This is a genomic window from Kitasatospora sp. NPDC056076, from assembly GCF_042266305.1.
Taxonomy (GTDB): domain Bacteria; phylum Actinomycetota; class Actinomycetes; order Streptomycetales; family Streptomycetaceae; genus Kitasatospora.
Window position 1 is genome coordinate 37874 of the sequence record NZ_JBHJWG010000057.1, and the last position, 18546, is coordinate 56419.

The window sequence follows — 18546 nt, forward strand, 5'->3', positions numbered from 1 at the left end:
AGGCAGCTGCCATGGCGGACACCGCCCGACCGATCACCGCCGACGACGCGACCCTGCGCCGGCACCTGGCGGACGCCGACGTACCGGCGCTGCTGATGACCGTCGCGCACCTCACCGGCGACCTCTCCCTGCTGCGCGACGACCTGCGCGCACCCGGCTGGCTGTTCGCCCCCCAGGGCGGACTGAGCCCCGAACGCGCGGCCGAGGCCCGGGAGAGCGCCCTGGCGGCCCTCGCCCGGCTGCGGGACGGCGACGGCGCGGCGGGCGCCGTGCCCGCCCCGCCCGGCCCGCCCGGCCCGCCCGCCCCGCCCGGCCCCGAGCTGCTGCGGGCGATCACCTCCTGGGCGATGGAGCGCGACACCGGGGACCTGGTGCCGCTGCTCGCCGAGGAACTCGTGCTGCCCGGCCACGGGCCCGACCCCAAGGCACCCCGCTGGACGGCGGACGGGCTGCGCCCCGGCACCGACTTCCGGGTGGTCGTGGTCGGCGCCGGGTTCAGCGGCCTGCTCGCCGGCCACCGGCTGGCGCAGGCCGGGATCCCGTACGTGATCTACGAGAAGAACGCGGACCTCGGCGGCACCTGGTTCGAGAACACCTACCCGGGCTGCCGCACCGACGTGGCCAGCCACCTCTACAACTACTCGTTCGCGCCCAGGCACGACTGGCCGGACCACTTCTGCCGCCAGGACACCGTGCTGGAGTACCTGCGGGACTTCGCGAAGACCTCCGGGGTCGCCGAGCACATCCGCTTCGGCACCGAGGTGACCGAACTGCGCTGGGCGGACGAGGAGTCGCGCTGGTACGTCACCGTCGCGGGGCCGGACGGCACCGCCGTCGAGCGCCACCACGCGGTGGTGAGCGCCGTCGGCCAGCTGAACCGGCCGCGGCTGCCCGACCTGCCCGGGCGGGAGTCGTTCGCCGGGCCGGCCTTCCACTCGGCCGCCTGGGACCACTCGGTGGACCTGGCCGGCAAGCGGGTGGCGGTGGTCGGCACCGGGGCCAGCGCCTACCAGCTCGTGCCGGAACTCGCCGGTACCGCCGCCGAGGTGCTGGTGTTCCAGCGCAACGCCCCCTGGATGCGCCCCACCCCGCACTACCGGGAGCCGATGCCCGCCGGGGCGTCCTGGCTCTTCGAGCACCTGCCGTACTACGCCCAGTGGTACCGGTTCTGGCTGTTCGCGCCGGGGCTGCACGGCATCCTGGAGGGCTGGATCGTCGACCACGACCACCCGCCCACCGAACGGGCCGTGTCCGTCCGCAACGAGCAGCTCCGGGCGGCGCTGCTGGCCTCGATGGAGGCCCAGCTGGCCGACGCGCCCGAGCTGCGCGAACTGGTCGTCCCGACCTACCCGGTGGGCGCCAAGCGGGTGCTCCGCGACGACGGGCGCTGGCTGGCCGCGCTGCGGCGGGACGACGTCCGGCTGGTGACGGCGCCGCTGGAGCGGGTCACCGCGGGCGGACTCGTCGCGGGCGGGGAGCGGCTGGACGTCGACGTCATCGTGTACGCCACCGGCTTCGAGGCCTCCGACTTCCTGGCGCCGATGCGGATCACCGGCCGCGGCGGGCTGGACCTGCGGGAGGCCTGGCGGGGCGGAGCGCGGGCCTACCTCGGCATCACCGTGCCGGAGTTCCCCAACCTGTTCTGCCTGTACGGGCCGAACACCAACCTGGTCGGCCAGGGCGGGAGCATCGTCTACTTCTCCGAGTGCGCCGTCGGGTACGTGCTCGACGCGATCCGGCTGCTGCTGGCGAGCGGGCGCGACGCCCTCACCGTCCGGGCCGACGTCCACGACGGGTACAACGCGTGGGTCGACGGCGCGAACGCCGAGCGCTCCTGGGGCTGGACCGGAGTGGCCGGTTGGTACAACGAGGGCGGCCGCTCCGCCGTCAACTGGCCCTTCTCCGCCCAGGAGTACTGGGCGCGCACCCGGGCGGTCGACCCGGCCGACTACGAGCCGCGGTGACCGCCGCACCCGGTCCGACCGCACCCGGTCCGACCGCACCCGGTCCGACCGCACCCGGTCCGACCGCACCCGGTCCGACCGCACCGGGCCCCGCCGAACCACCACCCACCGCGAGGGAAGGGAACGCCATGCAGGACACCCCGGAGCGGCGGCTCGCCGCCGCCCGCTCGATCGCCCGGCAGGCCGGCGAGCTGGCCGAGGAGACGGACCGGGCCCGCCGGATCGGCCCCGACGCCGTGAAGGCGATCGCCGAGGCCGGCTTCATGCGGCACTTCACGCCGGTGCGGTTCGGCGGCCGGGCCGGCGGCTTCGGCGAACTCCTGGACACCGTGCCGGTGATCGGCGCGGCCTGCCCGGCGACGGCCTGGTGCGCCTCGCTGTTCGCCGGCTCCCCGCGCTTCCTGTCGTTCTTCCCGGAGGAGGGGCAGGCGCAGGTCTGGGCCGACGGGCCGGACGCGGCGGTGATCGCCTCCGTCATCCCGTTCGGCGAGGCCGTCCCGGAGGGCGACGGCCTGCGGGTGACCGGTCGCTGGCCCTACATGAGCGGCATCGACCACGCGGACTGGGTGATCGTCTGCGCGAAGGTGCCGGCGGCCGACGGCGGACAGCGGCTGCTGCTGGCCGTGGTGCCGCGCTCGCAGTGCCGCGTCGAGGACACCTGGTCGAGCGTCGGCATGCGGGGCACCGGGAGCAACACCGCGGTGCTGGAGGACGTGTTCGTGCCGGCGGCCCGGATCGCCGACCGGGCCGCCGCCTTCGCCGGCCGCCCCGCCGACCCGGCGGCGGTGCCCCCGGTGGCCGGGCTGGCGCCGCTGCCCGCCGTGAACGGCCTCACCTTCGTGGCGCCCGCACTCGGCGCCGCCCGGGGCACCCTCGCCCTGGTGACCGAGGCGCTCGGCGGCCGCCGCCGGGCCGCCGCCGTGCCGGGCATCCCCGGCGCGGCCGGCAACCAGGCCAGTTACGACATGCTGCTGGCCCGCTCCGCCGCCGAGATCGACGCGGCCGGGCTGCTGCTCGGCCGGGTCGCCGAACTCGCCGACGCGGACCGGGCCCCGACCCCGACCGAGACCGCCCGCAACGTCCGGGACAGCGCCTTCGTCGTGGACACCCTCGTCACCGCCGTCAACCGGCTCTACCGCGCGGCCGGTACCAGCGGCCAGGTCGCCGACGGGCCGCTCCAGCGGCTGTGGCGGGACGTCAACGCCATCGCGACCCACCAGGCGCTCCAGTTCGAGCCCGCCGCCCGGCTGTTCGCGCAGACCCGCTGAACGCCGCCGGACCGCACACCCCCTGAACCACCGGACCACCCGGACCACCCGGACCACCCGGACCACCGAGGAGCAGCCGTGACCACCACCCCCTCCCCCGAGCGCATCCTGCAGATCGGCCTGGGCTTCGAGTCGTCGAAGACCCTGCTGAGCGCCGTCGAGCTCGGGGTCTTCACCGAACTGGCCAAGGCCCCCGCCGACGGCGACACGCTGGGCGCCCGGCTGGGCCTGCACCCGCGCGGCACCCGGGACTTCCTGGACACCCTGGTGGCGCTGGGCCTCCTCCTGCGCGAGGACGGCGTCTACCGCAACACCCCGGACACCGACGCCTTCCTGGACCGCGCGAAGCCGGAGTACCTGCACCACGGCAGCCTGCTGGAGATGGCCAACGGCCGGCTGTTCGGCATCTGGAACAACCTGACCGACTCGCTGCGCACCGGCAAGCCGCACGACGAGTCGCGCGACAGCGAGCTGGACACCTACGACGCCCTCTACGCGGACCCGGTGCGGCTCAAGCAGTTCCTGGCGTCGATGACCGGCATCAGCCACGTCGCCAACACCCGGATCGCCACCCAGGTGAACTGGTCGGACTACCAGGTGCTCGCCGACATGGGCACCGCCCAGGGCGACCTCGCCGTCCAGGTGCTCAAGGCCAACCCGCACCTCACCGGCACCGGCTTCGACCTGCCGCAGTCCCGCCCGGTCTTCGAGGAGTACGCGGCGGAGCACGGGCTGGGCGACCGGCTGGCCTTCACCGGCGGGGACTTCTTCGCCGACCCCTTCCCGAAGGCCGACGTCATCACCTTCGGCCACATCCTGCACAACTGGGATCTGGAGAAGAAGAAGGTCCTGCTGCGGAAGGCGTGGGAAGCTCTTCCGGAGGGCGGCGCGGTGGTCGTCTACGACTCGCTGATCGACGACGACCGGTCGCAGAACGCGTTCGCCCTGCTGATGAGCCTGACCATGCTGGCGGTCACCGAGGGCGGCTTCGGCTACACCGCCGCCGAGTGCACCGCGTGGATGACCGAGGCCGGGTTCTCCCGGACCCGGACCGAGCACCTGGTCGGTCCGGACTCGATCGTCGTCGGAATCAAGTGACCGGGTCCTGGGGACCGGGGAGGGGAAGCACATGAGCACCGAGGGAGCCGCCGGCCCGACGGCCGACGCCGGTCTGAAGGCCAACAAGGAGCTCGTCACCGGGTTCATCGACGCCTTCTACAACGACAAGGACTGGGACCGGGCGCGGGAGCTGCTCGCCGAGGACTTCGTCAACCACCACCACGGCGTCGGCGTCGGCCGGGACCGCACCGTCGAGACCTTCCGGGAGCAGGCGGGCATCCCGTTCCCGCAGTTCTCGCTGACGATCGTGCGCATCATCGCCGAGGGCGACCAGGTTTGGACGCACAACGTCGTGCGGGTCGCCCCCGGAGCGCCGCCGGTGATCACCGCCGACCTGTGGCGGATCGCGGACGGCCGGCTGGCCGAGCACTGGGACGTCGCGCAGGCCGTGCCCGCCGGGGCGGACCTGGACGAGCTGATCGCGGACGCCCCGTGACGTCAGCGGCCATGCGCGCGGTCACGCAACGCCGCTTCGGCGGGCCCGAGGTGCTGGAGCCGGCGGAGCGGGCGCGGCCGCGGCTGCGGGTGAACGAGGTGCTGGTGCGGGTCAGGGCGGCCGGGGTGAACCCGATCGACGCCCTGGTCCGCTCCGGCGGCGTGCCGTTCCTCGGCGAGCCGCCGTTCGTCCTCGGCTGGGACGTCTCCGGCGTGGTCGAGGCGGTCAGCCCCGGGGTGACGCGGTTCGCGGTCGGCGACGAGGTGTGCGGCATGCCGCTGATACCGCGCGAGGCCGGCTGCTACGCGGAGTACGTCGCCGCCCCGGCACGGCAGTTGGTGCGCAAGCCGGCGGCGCTCGACCACCAGCAGGCGGCCGGGCTGTCGCTCGCCGGCCTCACCGCCTGGCAGGCGCTGGTGGACGCGGCCGGGGTGGGCCGCGGGGACCGGGTCCTGGTGCACGGGGGCGGCGGTGGCGTCGGCCACCTGGCCGTCCAGATCGCCAAGGCCCGCGGCGCGGAGGTGATCGCCACGGCGAGCGCGGCCAAGCAGGCGTTCGTGGCCGGGCTCGGCGCCGACCAGGTCGTCGACTACCGGGCGGCGGACTTCACCACCGAGGTGAAGGACGCCGACGTGGTGCTCGACACCGTGGGCGGGGACACCGCCGTGCGCTCGCTGGACGTGCTGCGCCCGGGCGGCCGGCTGGTCACCGTGGTGGAGCTGCACGACGCGGCGCTCCCGGCCGGAGCGGCCGGGCGCGGGCTGGAGTTCAGCGCGGTGACCGCCGAACCCGACCACGTCGGGCTGGGCGCCCTCGCCGCGCTGGCCGAGGAGGGCCGGCTGCGGGTGCACGTCGACGGGGTGTTCCCGCTGGCCGAGGCCGCGCACGCGCACCGGCTGATCGAGTCCGGCTCCACGACGGGCAAGCTCGTGCTGACCGTCTGAGCGTCTGACCGTCCGAGCGGCCGAACTGAACGCGGGGGCGGGTCCGGAGCGGACCCGCCCCCGCGGCGTCAGTTCACCAGCGACAGCGCCGGGGGGAAGCCGGCCGCGATGGCGAGGGCGGCGGCCTCCCCGCGCGAGTCGGCGTTGAGCTTCTTGAGGATCCGGGCCACGTGGAACTTGACGGTGTGCTCGCTGATGCCGAGCTGGTTGGCGATCACCCGGTTCCGGTGCCCCTGCACCAGGTGCTGCAGCACCTCCAGTTCGCGCGGGTTGAGCCCGGTCAGCGGGTCCTCGCGGGGCCGGTCGCGGTCGGGCACGGTGAGCGGCAGCCGCATCGTCACGGAGGTGCCCCACTGCGGGACGGAGTCCACCTCCAACTCACCGCCCATGGCGGCGATCCGGTCCTTGAGCCGGTGCACGGCCAGCGCCTCGGGCGCCAGCCGGCCGGGGCCGTCGTCGCGGACGGTCGCGCGCAGCTCGGCCCCGCCGGCCTCCCAGCCGACCCGGACCCGGGTGACCCCGCCCTGCTCCATGGTGGTCAGCACGATGCCGCGCACCGCTGCCCGGAGCGTGCGGGCCACGTTCGACGGGACCAGGCGCTCCGGCGGGGTGGGCGGGGCGTACTCCAGGGTCAGTCCGCTGTAGCGGGAGAGCGCGCCGAGCATGGCGGTGAGCCGGCCGAAGGCGTCCTCCAGGGTCTCCTCGTCGGGCAGCTGCTCGTCGCTGTGCGAGCCGCGCAGCTCGATGAGCGAGGCGACGGCCAGGTCGACGGCGGTGCGCCGGGCGGTGGCGTCGTCCAGGCTGCGGGAGCGGAGCACGCCGAGCAGGCCGGTGAGGGTGGCGGCGTGGGTCTCGGCGAGCTCGCTGGTGATGCGCAGGCGCTCGCTGCCGGCCCGCCAGGCACCGGACAGGTCGACCGGGACGGCTTCGGGCAGCAGGTCGACGACCCGGGCGGTGGCCAGCTCCCAGAGCCGGTCGACCAGGTCCACCACGGCGGGCTCGGGGGCCCGGTCGTCCACCGGGACGACGGCGAGCAGCGCTCCGGCCGATCCGTCGGGGGCGCAGGCCACGGCGAACACCGGGCGCGCCGCGCCGGCCAGCACGGCCCGGCCGGACCACGGCGAGCCGATCTCCACGTGGGTGGAGAGGGTGGCCATCTCGGCGGTGGTCACCTGCTCGGTGAGCGCCGGGTCGCCGGCCGTCCAGGCGGCGGACTTCGGGCAGTCGGCGGTCAGCATGGCCAGGGCCCGGTGCGGGACCAGGTCGGCGATGGTGCGGGAGAAGGTGGGGAGCACGTCCCTGAGCGGCGCGCGCAGCAGGGCCTTGGCCATGTCGAGGATCAGTCGCGGGTCGTCCGTCCGAAGGGGTGCCATGACCGCACGCTAGCCGGGAGACGGGCGCCGCGCACTGCTCCTTCGGGGAGGTCCCGCTAGCCGGAGGAGCAGTCCGGTGGCGGTGGCCGGTTCGCGGCGCCCCGCTCCAGGCCCGTCCGACCCAGGTTCGAGCGGCGCGCGCGACCGTCTCCACGTTGCGAGTCGCCGGCCGGCCGGCCGGAGCGAGCGGAGAGAGAGGGAGCCGACACATGGCACGAACCGACCGACCGGTGTCGATCGTCACCGGAGCCACCAGCGGCATGGGGCTGACCATCGCCGAGCGGCTCGGCGCCCTGAACCACCGGGTCTACCTGTGCGGGCGGCGCGAGGACGCGCTCGCGGAGACGGTGAAGACCCTGCGGGACAAGGGCCACGACGTGGACGGCAGTCCCTGCGACGTCACCTCGCCCGAGCAGGTGCAGTCCTTCGTCCGGGCCGCGGTCGACCGCTTCGGCACCGTCGACGTGCTGGTCAACAACGCCGGGCGGTCGGGCGGCGGGGTCACCGCCGAGATCCCGGACGAGCTCTGGTACGACGTCATCAACACCAACCTGAACAGCGTCTTCCTGATGACCAAGGCGGTGCTCACCCTCGGCGGCCTGCGGGGCAAGGACTGGGGGCGCATCGTCAACATCGCCTCCACCGGCGGCAAGCAGGGCGTCGTCCACGGCGCCCCGTACTCGGCCTCCAAGCACGGCGTGGTGGGCTTCACCAAGGCGCTCGGCCTGGAGCTGGCCGCCACCGGCATCACCGTGAACGCGGTCTGCCCCGGGTTCGTCGAGACGCCGATGGCGGAGCGGGTGCGCGAGCACTACGCGGACATCTGGCAGGTGCCGACCGAGGAGGTGTTCGAGCGGATCACCGCGCGGGTACCGATCCGGCGCTACGTCACCTCCGAGGAGGTCGCCGCGATGGTGGAGTACCTGGTCGGCGACGGAGCCGGCGCGACGACCGCCCAGGCGCTCAACGTCTGTGGCGGGCTGGGCAATTACTGAGCGGCACCGGACGAACGGGAAACACGGCATGGGCAGCAGTGCGGCGCACCGGGGTGAGGTGGCCCTCGTCACCGGGGCCAACAAGGGGATCGGCAAGGAGATCGCCCGTCGGCTCGCCCGGGAGGGCATGACGGTGTACCTGGGCGCCCGGGACGAGGAGCGCGGCCGGGCGGCGGAGGCCGAACTCCTCGCCCAGGGCCTCGACGCGCGGTTCGTCCGGCTGGACGTGACCGACCAGGCGCAGGTGGAGGCGGCGGCCGAGCGGATCCGGGCCGACGCGGACCGGCTCGACGTGCTCGTCAACAACGCCGGGATCGTGGTGGAGTGGGGGGTCCCGACGACGGGGATCGGTGCGGCGCAGATGCGCGAGGCCTTCGAGGTCAACGTCTTCGGGAACGTCGCCGTCACCCAGGCGTGCCTGCCGCTGCTGGAGCGCTCGCCGAACGGACGGGTCGTCAACCTGTCCAGCCCGCTGGGCTCGCTGACGCTGCTGACCGACCCGGAGAACCCGATCTCCACCCGCGGGCTGCTGCCGTACAGCTCGTCGAAGGCCGCGCTGAACGCCGTCACGGTCGTGTACGCCAACGCGCTGCGCGCGGCCGGGGTGCGGGTGAACGCGGCCAACCCCGGACTGGTGGCCACCGACCTGAACGCGGACTCGCCGTTCAGCCGGGGCACCCGCGGCCCCGAGGAGGGCGCCGACGTACCGGTGTGGCTGGCGCTGACCGGGCCGGACGGGCCCACCGGGGGGTTCTACGGCAGCATGGCCGGCTCGCCCACCGAGTCGGTGCCCTGGTGAGCCCGGCCGGTCCGGCCGGGACCGTCGAGAGGATGAGGAGGACCGGATGAGTCCGGTACGCGAGGGCGTCAGCGCCGAACTGTACGCCGAGGTGCAGCAGTTCTACGCCCGCCAGATGCAGGCGCTGGACGGCGGCCGGTTCGCCGAGTACGCGGCGACCTTCACCGCGGACGGCACCTTCCAGCACACCCCCGGCACCGAGCCCGCGGTCGGGCCGGCCGGGGTGGAGAAGGAGCTGGAGGCGTTCCACGAGCGCTTCCGCGACGACCCGGTGCAGCGGCGGCACTACTTCAACCAGATCGTGCTGGAGCCGCTGGAGAACGGCGACCTCCGTTCGACGGTGTACGCGCTGATCGTCCGGGTGCGGCCGCAGGAGCGGCCGGAGGTCTGGCCGAGCTGCGTGGTGCACGACGTGGTCGCGGTGACGGAGCGGGGCATCCGGCTGCGGTCGCGGAGCATCTCGTACGACCAGCTGTCCTGACCGCCGGACGGACCGCCGGACGGACCGCCGTACGCGCCGCCGTCACGACGACGAACCGCCCGGGCCTGCTGCGGCCCGGGCGGTTCGTCGTGGTGCGGTGCCGGTCGGTGCCGGCCGGGTGTCAGCCCGCCCGGCGGGTGACGAAGTCGTTCAGCGAGACCGTCATCTCCTTGCCGTTGCGCCGGTACTCGGCGCAGTAGCTGGTCGGGTAGTCGCCCGCTTGCTGGAAGGCCGCCGGCGTCTTGACCGGGGTGCAGACCTTGTCGCCGGGCTTGAGGTCGATGAGCCACTGGTAGGTGATCATCGGCTCGTAGAAGGTGATCCCGCCGTCGTAGTTCCCGTACAGGAACGCCTTGGTGAACGGCTGGCCGTGGAACTCCGGGCCGGTGCCGTCGATCAGGTGGTTGCCCATCTTGGCGACGACCGCGCCGAAGTCGGCGTAGTCCGGGGCGGTGTACTTCGCGGGCACGGGCTTGCGCGCGGTGGCGAAGTCGTCGCAGTTGGTCAGGCCGGGGCCGGCGCAGGGGCCGACCCGGATGGCGTCCCGGTCCTTGCGGCTCTGGATGTAGAAGTGGAAGTCGAAGTGCGGGGCGGTGTAGACGCCCTGCGGGTCGTGGCCCTCGGCGTTCCAGTTGACCAGCGCCCAGGTGAACGGCCCGGACTTCTTGGTGTACGCGCCGGGCAGGTCGAACGGGTAGCTCTGGTGGTGGATGCACTCCGTCGCGGGGTCGATCCGGCCGTCCCCGTTGACGTCGTAGCAGTCCTTGCGGTCCGTGGTGTGCGGCTCGGGCAGCCCGGTGAGCGCGGTGCGGTCGAAGACGAAGCCGAGGGCGGTCGGCCGGCCCTTGGAGAACTGCGCGTAGGTGCGCATCCTCCCGTTGCCGACCTTGACGGCCGGGCCGTACTCGGCGCACGGGCCCGCGTAGGCGCCGGCGGTGTCGAGCGCGGAGTCGGCCTCGGCGGAGCCGACGGTGTCGGTGGTCTCGCCGTCGAGGGTGGCCCGGCACACCTGGACGGCCTCGGCGCCCGAGGCGGCCGGCAGCACGGCGACGGTGCCGAGCAGTCCGCAGATCCCCGCGGCGATCCCCGCGGCGGTCAGCCAGGTGCGCTGGGTGCGTCTGTGCGACGGTGACATGGGGTGTTCCTTCCTGAGGGTGCGGCGGTGCCCGGGGCCCGCCCCGGTCGGGCCTGCCCCGGGCACCGCCGGGTGGTGGGGCGGGAGGGTCAGCGGGCCCCGGTCGTCGCACCGGCCGCGAAGGACAGGGTGCGCAGGCTGTTGCCGCCGAGGGCCTCGCGCAGGTGGGCCCGGGCGTCCGCGAGCGTGCTGCCCGGGCCGAGCACCGCCGGGACGGCCGCCGGGTCGACCGCGACGGTGTGCCGGGCCGTGGCGACCGGGCGGCCCCGGGCGTCGGTGCCGAAGGTCCACAGCCCGCTGTGGCCGAGCAGCAGGGCCGGCGGGGCGGACTGCTTGTAGGCGATCCACTCCGGCTCCTGGCAGACCCGCCAGGACGCGGTGCGGTGGGTGGCGCCGTCGGCGGTGCGGGTGACCATCTCCAGCCGCTGGACGCCGGGTTCGGGCTCCTCCAGGGCCACCTCGTCGACGTGCGGGAGGAGTTCGGCCCAGCGGTCGGCCCGGTCGACGAACGCGAAGGCCTCGGCCGCCCCGACGGTCAGCTCGACCTCGTCGGTGAAGCTGAACACCACCTCGTCCACCGGGTGCCCGAGCTCGGCGACCCGGGCCAGCGCGCCGAGTTCGGACGGGCTGTTGCGGTCCACGGCCCGGGTGATCCACTCGGCCTGCTCCGGGTCGTCGTCCACCGTGGTGAACGCGTGCCGGAGCACCACCTCGGTGTGCCCGCCGGGGAGTTCCAGGAACTCCCAGCTGCCGCCCATCGAGGCCACCGGCGCCCGGCTGACCTCCTGGCGGAAGTCGATCCGGCGGGTGACCGGGTCCAGCACGCGCCGGGAGGTCCAGTTGCTCACCGCGCCGTTGAGCACGGCCCAGATCCGGAACCGCTCCCGGTCGCCGGTGTGCTCCAGGTGCTGGACGTGCACGGTCGGGCCGAACACGGCCGGCCACCGGGTGACGTCCGCGACCAGCTCGTACAGGGCGGCCGGCGGCGCGGCGACGGTGCGCCGGTGCTCGGTGGTGCGGATCCGGTGGTTCGCTTCGCGTCCGTTCCCGGACGGGACTTCCTGCACGGTGCTCTCCTCGACTCGCCGGGCGGTGGTCAGCGGACGGCCGGGCGGGCGCCGTTGACCACGGCGAGCAGCGCGGCCGGGGTGTCGGCGTCGGCGAACGCGTCGCCCGGGAACGTGACGCCGAGCTCCCGCTCGATCCGGGAGGCGGTCTCCATCAGGGCCAGCGAGTCGTAGCCGAGGTCCTCGAACGGGGTGTCCAGGGTGTTCTCGTCGAGGACCGGGCCGTCGCCCTCGCCCGCGCAGGCCACCAGGATGCGGCGCAGGTCGGTGACGGTCATGGGAGTGGTCATGGGTCTCTCCTCGGAGGTGTGGTCGGGGGTGGTGCGGGCGCCGCTCAGCGGCCGGGGGCGGTGACGACCAGGGCCGCGTTGAAGCCGCGGTGGCCCCGGGCCAGCACCAGGGCGGCGCGCACCCGCAGCGGGCGGGCCTCGCCGCGCACCAGGTCCAGGCCGTACTCCTGCGGCACGTGGGTGGTGTGGGCGGTCGCCGGGACGACGCCGTCGCGGATCGACAGCAGGGCGAGCGCGGTGTCCACCGGGCCGCCGCCCGCCGCGAGCCGCCCGAACAGCGACTTGGGGGCGGTGACGGGTACGCCGTGCGGGCCGAAGACCGCGGTGATCGCCTCCGCCTCGGCCCGGTCGGCCGCCGGGCTGCCGGCCGCGTCGGCGAACACGACGTCGATGTCGGAGGGGAGCAACCCGGCGTCGGCGATGGCCAGTTCGGCCGCGCGCCGCAGCCCCGGCGGCCGGCCGGAGCCGGGCCGGGGGTCGAAGGTCGCCGCGTACCCGGCGAGTTCGCCGAGGACCCGCGGCGCCCCGCGCCGGGCGGCCGAACCGGCGTCCTCGATGACGAGCATCGCGCCGCCCTCACCGGGCAGGTGCCCGGAGGCGTCCCGGTCGAAGGGCAGGAACGCGCGGGTCGGGTCCGACACCGGGCTGGTCCGGCCGCCCGACAGCTGGGCGGCCCAGCCCCACGGGTCGAACGCGGAGTCCACGCCGCCGCTGAGCATCAGCGCGGTGCCCTGGCGGATGCCGCGCCGGGCGTGGCCGAGGGCGTCCAGCCCGCCGGCCTGCTCGCCGACCAGCGCCGCCGAGGGGCCGCGCATCTTGTGGCGGATGGAGATCTGGCCGGTGTTCACGGCGTAGAACCAGGCGAAGGACTCGTAGACGCTGACGAACTCCGGGCCCTGCTTCCACAGCTTCCGGAACTCGCGGTGGGTGAACTCGAAGCCGCCCTGGGCGGTCGAGGTGCAGACGCCCTGCGCGTAGTCGGACAGGCTGTCCGGATCCAACTCCGCGTCCGCCAGGGCCTGTTCGGCGGCGACCAGGGCGTAGCGGGAGGACACGTCGGTCTGCGGGAGCAGCCGGCCGGGCAGCAGGGCCGTCGCGTCGAAGTCGCGGATCTCGCCGGCCAGCCGGGTCCGCAGGCCGGTGGTGTCCAGCCGGGTGAGTTCGCCGATGCCGTGCCGGCCGGCCAGCGTGGCGGCCCAGAAGGCCTCGGTGCCGAAGCCGTTGGGGGCCAGCACGGCGAGGCCGGTGACGACGGGGGCGGCCGTGGCGGTGGTGGCGGCGGAGCCGGTAGCAGGGGCGGAGACGGTGGCGGGGGTGCTCACGCGGCGGACTCCAGACGTCGCAGGACCATCGCGCTCTGGAAGCCGCCGAAGCCGCTGCCCACGGTGAGGACGTTGTCCACCCGCAGCTCGCGTGCCGTCAGCGGGACGTAGTCCAGGTCGCACTCCGGGTCCGGGGTGTGCAGGTTCGCGGTCGGCGGGACGACGTTGTGCTCGATCGCCAGGACGGAGGCGGCGATCTCGATCGCGCCGATCGCCCCGAGCGAGTGCCCGATCATGGACTTGATCGAGCTCACCGGCACCTCGTAGGCGTGGGCTCCGAGGCTGCGCTTGAACGCCGCGGTCTCGTGCCGGTCGTTCTGCTTGGTGCCCGAGCCGTGCGCGTTGACGTAGTGCACGCCGGTCGGGTCGAGCCGGGCCTCGTCGAGGGCGAGCCGGATGGCCTCGGCCATCTCGCGGCCGTCCTTCTTCAAGCCCGTCATGTGGTACGCGTTGCAGCGGGTCGCGTAGCCGCCGACCTCGGCGTGGATGTGCGCGCCGCGGGCCAGGGCCGACTCCAGCGACTCCAGCACGAACATCGCGGAGCCCTCGGCCAGCACGAAGCCGTTGCGGGAGTCGTCGAACGGGCGGGAGGCGTGCTCGGGGTCGTCGTTGCGGGGCGTGGTGGCCTTGATCGCGTCGAAGCAGGCCACCACGATCGGCGACACCGGGGTGTCGGCGGCGCCCGCGAGCACCACGTCGGCGGAGCCCTCGCGGATCAGCTGGACGCCGTAGCCGACCGAGTCCAGACCGGAGGTGCAGCCGTCCGAGACCAGGGTGACCGGCCCCTCGGCGCCGACCTCCCAGGCGATCTCGGCCGGCATCGCGCCGGGGCTGAAGTAGTCGAACATGTGCGGGGACAGGTAGTCGTGGTTCACCTGCCAGTCCCGGCCGGCGCCGGACAGCACCAGGTACTCGCGCTCCAGGCTGGTCGCGGCGGCCACCGCGCTGCCGAGGCTCACGCCGATCCGGTGCGGGTCGAGCGAGGCGAAGTCCAGTCCGCTGTCGGCGACGGCCTCGCGGGTGCAGGCGACGGCGAACTGGGTCGCCCGGTCCATCCGGCGCAGCTCGCGGGCCCCCAGGCCCTCCAGCTGCGGGTCGAAGTCGACCTCGCCGGCGATCCGCGAGCGGAACGGGGCCGGGTCGAAGAAGGAGATGCGGCGGGTCGCGGTGCGGCCCTCGGACAGCAGGCTCCAGAACTCCTTGGTCCCGGTGCCGCCCGGTGCCCGCACCCCCATGCCGGTGATCACCACCCTTCGGGTCATCGTCCTGCTCCTTCACGGCCTCGATTGCTGCGGACCACGGACGGTCCTCCTTCCGAATGGGAACGGGCCCGGGGGCCCGTCTTCGGACCCGGGGGCCCTGGAACGGCAACAGCGTGCGAGCGGTGCCTCAAGCGGCACTCGAAGCGGCCTTGACGCCTGGTCAGGCCGAAGGTGCCGGTCCGGGCGCTGTGGCGGTCGTCGAGCCCGGCTCTAGCGGGGGCTGGGAGCTTGGCCGGGCCTGCGCCCGTCGCACGCCCCCGACATCCGTCCGACCACCCCGGGAGCCCGTCATGCCCGCCCAGGACCCCACGCTGGAGGAAGTCGCCGCGGGCGTCTTCGCGTACGTGCAGCCCGACGGCGGCTGGTGCCTGAACAACGCCGGGCTGGTCGCGACGGGGGACGGCGCGGTGCTGATCGACACCGCGGCCACCGAGGCCCGCGCCCGGGCCCTGCGCGAGGCCGTGCTGGGGGTCTGCGCGACGCCGCCGGGGCTGCTCGTCAACACCCACTCGCACGGCGACCACAGCTTCGGCAACGCGCTGTTCCCGGAGGCCGCGGTCGTCTCGCACGAGAACGCCCGGCGGGAGGCGCTCGCCGCCGGACTGCATCTGACCACGCTGTGGCCCGGCGTCTCCTGGGGCGACCTCACCGTGCGGGCCGCCGACCTCACCTTCGCCGGCCGGACCTCACTGCACCGCGGGGACGTGCGGATCGAGCTGCTGCACTTCGGGACGGCGCACACCACCGGGGACACCGCCGTCTGGCTGCCCGACCACGGGGTGCTGCACACCGGGGACCTGGTGATGGCGGGCGTCACCCCGTTCTTCCCGATGGGCTCGCTGGCCGGCTCGCTGCGGGCCGTCGAGGAGCTGCGGGCGCTCGGCGCGACGACCGTCGTGCCCGGGCACGGGCCGGTCGGCGGCCCCGAACTCCTGGACGCCACCGAGGACTACCTCCACTACGTGCGGGACCTCGCGGCCGCGGGCCGCCGGGCCGGCCGCTCGCCGCGGGAGACGGCCGCCGCGCACGGCCCCGGGCCGTTCGCGGCGCTGCTCGACGCGGAGCGCCTGCTGCCGAACCTGCACCGCGCCTACCTGGAGGACGCCGACCCCGGCTCGGAGAGCGCCGTGGACATGGGCGCGCTCTTCGCCGAGATGGTGGAGTACTGCGGCGGACTGCCGGCCTGCCACGCCTGACGGGCCCCGGCCGCTCCCCGCCACCCTGGCAGGTATGCGTGACATGAGCTCAACTATCCTGCTGCCATGGGACCTTTGAAGCCTGATGTAGCGCAGTTGGTGATCGGACTCGTCTGCTTCTTCCTGATCTTCGGGATCCTCGGGGCGGTGCTGCTGCCGCGGATCGAGAAGGTGCTGGGGGAGCGGCGGGACGCCACCGAGGGGGGTGTCGAGCGGGCCGAGGAGGCGCGGGCGGAGGCCCAGCGGATATATGAGGAGTTCCAGGCGGAACTCCTCGCCGCGCGGCACGAGGCGGCGGCGATCCGGCAGACCGCCACCGAGGAGGGGGCGGCGCTGATCGCGCGGCTGCGGGCCGAGGGGCAGGCGCTGCGGGACGGGATGCTGGCCGAGGCGCAGGTGCAGCTGGCGGCGGACCGGGTGCTGGCCGAGGCCGAGCTGCGGGAGGACGTGATCCGGCTGGCCGGGGAGCTGGCGGGGCGGGTGATCGGCGAGCCGGTCGCCGAGCTGCCGCGGACCCGGGCGATCGCCGACGAGTTCTTCGCCGCGCAGGACGCCGGGGCCGGCGCCCGGGCCGTTGCGCCGGGAGGCCGTCGGGCCCCCGCTGCGCATGCGTACGCCCGGGCGCGGGGCCGTGCGTAAACGGGGATTTCAGTATGTACCGGCCCTGCGCACGCGTGGTCGAATGACCGGGTAGTCGCTGGTGCCGGGGGCAGGCGGCCGGCCCGGGCGGGGTACCGGAAATCCCGGGGCATCCCTTCGCGCACGGGCCGGAAATACCTCGTCCTGACAGAACCTGGCAGACCGAGGAAAAAGAGGTAACCGTGGCCGAGCATTTCCTTTCCGCCTATCTCACGCCGCCGGGGCCGGGTGCGGTCTTCTCGGTCCGGCACGACCAGAACGTCGCGCTGTGGCGCCGGGACGGGGCGGACGTCGAACTCGTCCGGGTCTGGGAACTGGAGCGGGTCAGCGGGCAGAAGCACCATTTCTGGCCGCTGTACACCGAGGGCCGCTCGGCGGCCTTCCTGTCGGCGCTGCTCGCCGAGGAGGGGCTGACCCTCGACGACGTCACCGCCACCTGGGGCACACCCGGCCTGCCCAAGGCGCAGCCGGTGCCGAAGCCGGCCGGGGCGGAGGACTTCCCGCTGCACAGCCTGGCGCACCTGTTCAGCGGCGTGCTGCGGGACGTCCCGCTGTTCCGCGAGGGGCAGATCGTCGGCCTGGCGATCGACGCGCTGCCCGACTACGCCCAGGAGAGCCGCCCCAACCCGTACTGGTACGCGGGCTGCGTGGTGAAGCAGGGCCGGATCACCTTCGAGCCGGTGGAGTCCCCCGGGCCGCTGTACACCGCGGCCGAGACGGTGTTCGGGCTGGAGCCGGGCTCGCTGATGGCGCTCGCCTCCGCCTCGACGGCCGCGATCGAGTTCGACGCCGAGGCCGCGATCGCCGGCGTCACCTTCTTCGGCGGCTCGGCGACCCAGCCCTGGAAGGCCGCCCACGACCTGGTGCGCTCGGTGGTGGACGCGGCCGAGGAGCAGCTCGCCGACGCGGAGCTGGACGACTCGCTCAGCCGTGAGGACCACCTGCGCAGCGCCGTGATGAAGGTGATCCAGCGCTGCTGCGAGGGCGTCGCGATCCGCAACGTGGAGCGGCTGCTGGAGGTCGGCGGCATCCGCGCCGAGGACACCCACCTGGCCACCACCGGCGGCTACGCGCTCAACTGCCCCACCAACACCCTGCTGATGGACCGCTTCGGCTTCCGCGGCCTGGTCACCCCGCCGTGCGCCAACGACTCCGGCCAGGGCATCGGCCTGGGCCTGCTCGGCCTGTACGGGGCCGGCGCCCTCGACGGCGCCGGGCTGCGGATCACCTCCCCGTACTACGGCCGGGACGTCCTGGACACCGAGGAGGCGCTGGCCGAGTTCGCGCCGTGGATCGTCTCGGTGACGGACTTCGAGGACGAGCGCTTCGTCGCCGACGTCTCGGACGGCGTGGTCGCCTGGGTGGACGGCCGGGCCGAGCTCGGTCCGCGCGCGCTGGGCCACCGCAGCCTGCTCGGCGACCCGCGGTCGCCGAAGGTCAAGGACCTGCTGAACGAGGTCAAGCGGCGCCAGTGGTGGCGGCCGGTCGCGCCGATGGTGATGGCCGAGCACGCGGGCGACTGGTTCGCCTCCGACCGCGAGTCGCCGTACATGCTGGAGGCTGTGCAGGTCCGGCCGCAGGTGCGGGAGCTGGTGCCCGCGATCGTCCACCTGGACGGCTCGGCCCGGCACCAGACCGTCACCGCGGCGTCCAACCCGCGGCTGCACCGGGCGCTGGACGCCTTCCGGGCCGCGACCGGGGTGCCGATCCTGTGCAACACCTCGCTCAACGACAAGGCCGAGGCGGTGGTCGACCAGGCCGCGCAGGCGCTCAACCTCTGTGTCCGCAAGGGCGTTCCGGTGCTCTACCTGAGCGGGCGGCGGGTCGAGCTGCGGGCCGAGCCGGTGCCGACCGCCGGGGTGCCGGCGCCGGTGGCCCCGACCGAGCCGCGGCCGCGCGCCCTGGAGCACTTCGCCGGGCAGGAGGCGGACCGCGACGCACTGTGGCAGGGCTGGCTGGACGCCGGCTACACCATCGAGGGCATGTACCACCTCTCGCGCAGCCACCAGCTGCGCGCCGAGCGGGAGTTGTCCACGCCGGAGCGGGTCAACCTGCTGGCGGCGTACCGGGCGAAGGTGGACCCGTCGTTCTCCGGGCTGGTGGACAACTTCGTCCGTACCCACGGGCCGGGCGGCTCCTTCGTCGACCCGTCCACGCTGACCGGGGCGTTCGGGGTGATCAACCCGCTGCGCAAGGGCCGCTGAGCCGTCGGGGAAAGGGTCGGGGGGTGGGGGGTTTAGGAGCCCCCCCCCCCCC

The 18546-nt window shown here is 74.3% G+C and carries 17 protein-coding genes; 11 read left to right on the forward strand and 6 right to left on the reverse strand.

Annotation, left to right across the window (positions count from 1 at the left end; translation table 11 throughout):
- The first annotated feature begins 11 nt into the window (after positions 1–11).
- The 5 genes from ACFC1T_RS33665 to ACFC1T_RS33685 all read left to right on the forward strand — a co-directional run bounded on the left by ACFC1T_RS33665 (position 12) and on the right by ACFC1T_RS33685 (position 5731).
- A complete protein-coding gene (locus ACFC1T_RS33665) occupies positions 12–1964 on the forward strand; it encodes a flavin-containing monooxygenase (RefSeq protein ID WP_375895194.1) in 1953 nt (650 codons plus the stop codon).
- 128 nt (positions 1965–2092) lie between these two features.
- Entirely contained in the window at positions 2093–3232 is a 1140-nt protein-coding gene (locus ACFC1T_RS33670) for a hydrolase (RefSeq protein ID WP_375895197.1), read from the forward strand.
- 78 nt (positions 3233–3310) lie between these two features.
- Positions 3311–4330, forward strand: coding sequence for a methyltransferase (locus ACFC1T_RS33675; protein WP_375895200.1), 1020 nt, complete (start codon positions 3311–3313; stop codon positions 4328–4330).
- 31 nt (positions 4331–4361) lie between these two features.
- Positions 4362–4787 (forward strand): nuclear transport factor 2 family protein, encoded by a 426-nt coding sequence (locus ACFC1T_RS33680; protein WP_375895202.1) that lies wholly within the window; start codon positions 4362–4364, stop codon positions 4785–4787.
- 11 nt (positions 4788–4798) lie between these two features.
- A complete protein-coding gene (locus tag ACFC1T_RS33685) occupies positions 4799–5731 on the forward strand; it encodes an NADP-dependent oxidoreductase (RefSeq protein WP_375895204.1) in 933 nt (310 codons plus the stop codon).
- Positions 5732–5799: 68 nt separating this feature from the next.
- Here the strand turns inward: ACFC1T_RS33685 and ACFC1T_RS33690 are convergent, their stop codons facing one another.
- Complete coding sequence (locus ACFC1T_RS33690) at positions 5800–7104, reverse strand: LuxR C-terminal-related transcriptional regulator (protein WP_375895207.1); 1305 nt, start codon at positions 7102–7104, stop codon at positions 5800–5802.
- Between the two features lie 209 nt (positions 7105–7313).
- Between ACFC1T_RS33690 and ACFC1T_RS33695 the strand changes: the two genes are divergently transcribed.
- From ACFC1T_RS33695 to ACFC1T_RS33705, 3 genes are read left to right on the forward strand one after another with little or no spacing between them, the layout of a single operon-like run.
- A complete protein-coding gene (locus tag ACFC1T_RS33695) occupies positions 7314–8099 on the forward strand; it encodes an SDR family NAD(P)-dependent oxidoreductase (RefSeq protein WP_375895209.1) in 786 nt (261 codons plus the stop codon).
- A 28-nt stretch (positions 8100–8127) separates the two neighbouring features.
- A complete protein-coding gene (locus ACFC1T_RS33700; protein WP_375895210.1) occupies positions 8128–8898 on the forward strand; it encodes an SDR family oxidoreductase in 771 nt (256 codons plus the stop codon).
- A gap of 46 nt (positions 8899–8944) precedes the next feature.
- Positions 8945–9379 carry a nuclear transport factor 2 family protein gene (locus ACFC1T_RS33705; protein ID WP_375895213.1) on the forward strand — a complete coding sequence of 145 codons (435 nt, stop codon included), beginning with the start codon at positions 8945–8947 and terminating at the stop codon, positions 9377–9379.
- Between the two features lie 121 nt (positions 9380–9500).
- On the opposite strand, the gene ACFC1T_RS33710 is transcribed toward ACFC1T_RS33705, so the two are convergent.
- The 5 genes from ACFC1T_RS33710 to ACFC1T_RS33730 all read right to left on the reverse strand — a co-directional run bounded on the left by ACFC1T_RS33710 (position 9501) and on the right by ACFC1T_RS33730 (position 14455).
- Complete coding sequence (locus ACFC1T_RS33710) at positions 9501–10514, reverse strand: hypothetical protein (protein ID WP_375895215.1); 1014 nt, start codon at positions 10512–10514, stop codon at positions 9501–9503.
- Between the two features lie 89 nt (positions 10515–10603).
- The gene (locus ACFC1T_RS33715; protein WP_375895218.1) at positions 10604–11581 is read right to left on the reverse strand and encodes an aromatase/cyclase; all 978 of its coding nucleotides are present in this window, start codon (positions 11579–11581) and stop codon (positions 10604–10606) included.
- A gap of 29 nt (positions 11582–11610) precedes the next feature.
- Positions 11611–11871 carry an acyl carrier protein gene (locus ACFC1T_RS33720; RefSeq protein WP_375895220.1) on the reverse strand — a complete coding sequence of 87 codons (261 nt, stop codon included), beginning with the start codon at positions 11869–11871 and terminating at the stop codon, positions 11611–11613.
- A gap of 44 nt (positions 11872–11915) precedes the next feature.
- On the reverse strand, positions 11916–13193 hold the full coding sequence (locus ACFC1T_RS33725; RefSeq protein WP_375895222.1) for a ketosynthase chain-length factor: 1278 nt from the start codon (positions 13191–13193) through the stop codon (positions 11916–11918).
- On the reverse strand, positions 13190–14455 hold the full coding sequence (locus ACFC1T_RS33730) for a beta-ketoacyl-[acyl-carrier-protein] synthase family protein (RefSeq protein WP_375895225.1): 1266 nt from the start codon (positions 14453–14455) through the stop codon (positions 13190–13192). Before ACFC1T_RS33730 ends, ACFC1T_RS33725 begins: the two co-directional genes overlap by 4 nt.
- A 290-nt stretch (positions 14456–14745) precedes the next feature.
- Here ACFC1T_RS33730 and ACFC1T_RS33735 point away from each other — a divergent pair, with 290 nt between their 5' ends.
- From ACFC1T_RS33735 to ACFC1T_RS33745, 3 genes are all read left to right on the forward strand, one after another.
- Entirely contained in the window at positions 14746–15651 is a 906-nt protein-coding gene (locus tag ACFC1T_RS33735; protein ID WP_375895227.1) for an MBL fold metallo-hydrolase, read from the forward strand.
- Between the two features lie 66 nt (positions 15652–15717).
- On the forward strand, positions 15718–16290 hold the full coding sequence (locus ACFC1T_RS33740; protein ID WP_375895229.1) for an ATP synthase F0 subunit B: 573 nt from the start codon (positions 15718–15720) through the stop codon (positions 16288–16290).
- 182 nt (positions 16291–16472) lie between these two features.
- Positions 16473–18494 (forward strand): carbamoyltransferase C-terminal domain-containing protein, encoded by a 2022-nt coding sequence (locus tag ACFC1T_RS33745; RefSeq protein WP_375895231.1) that lies wholly within the window; start codon positions 16473–16475, stop codon positions 18492–18494.
- The last annotated feature ends 52 nt before the right edge of the window (positions 18495–18546 follow it).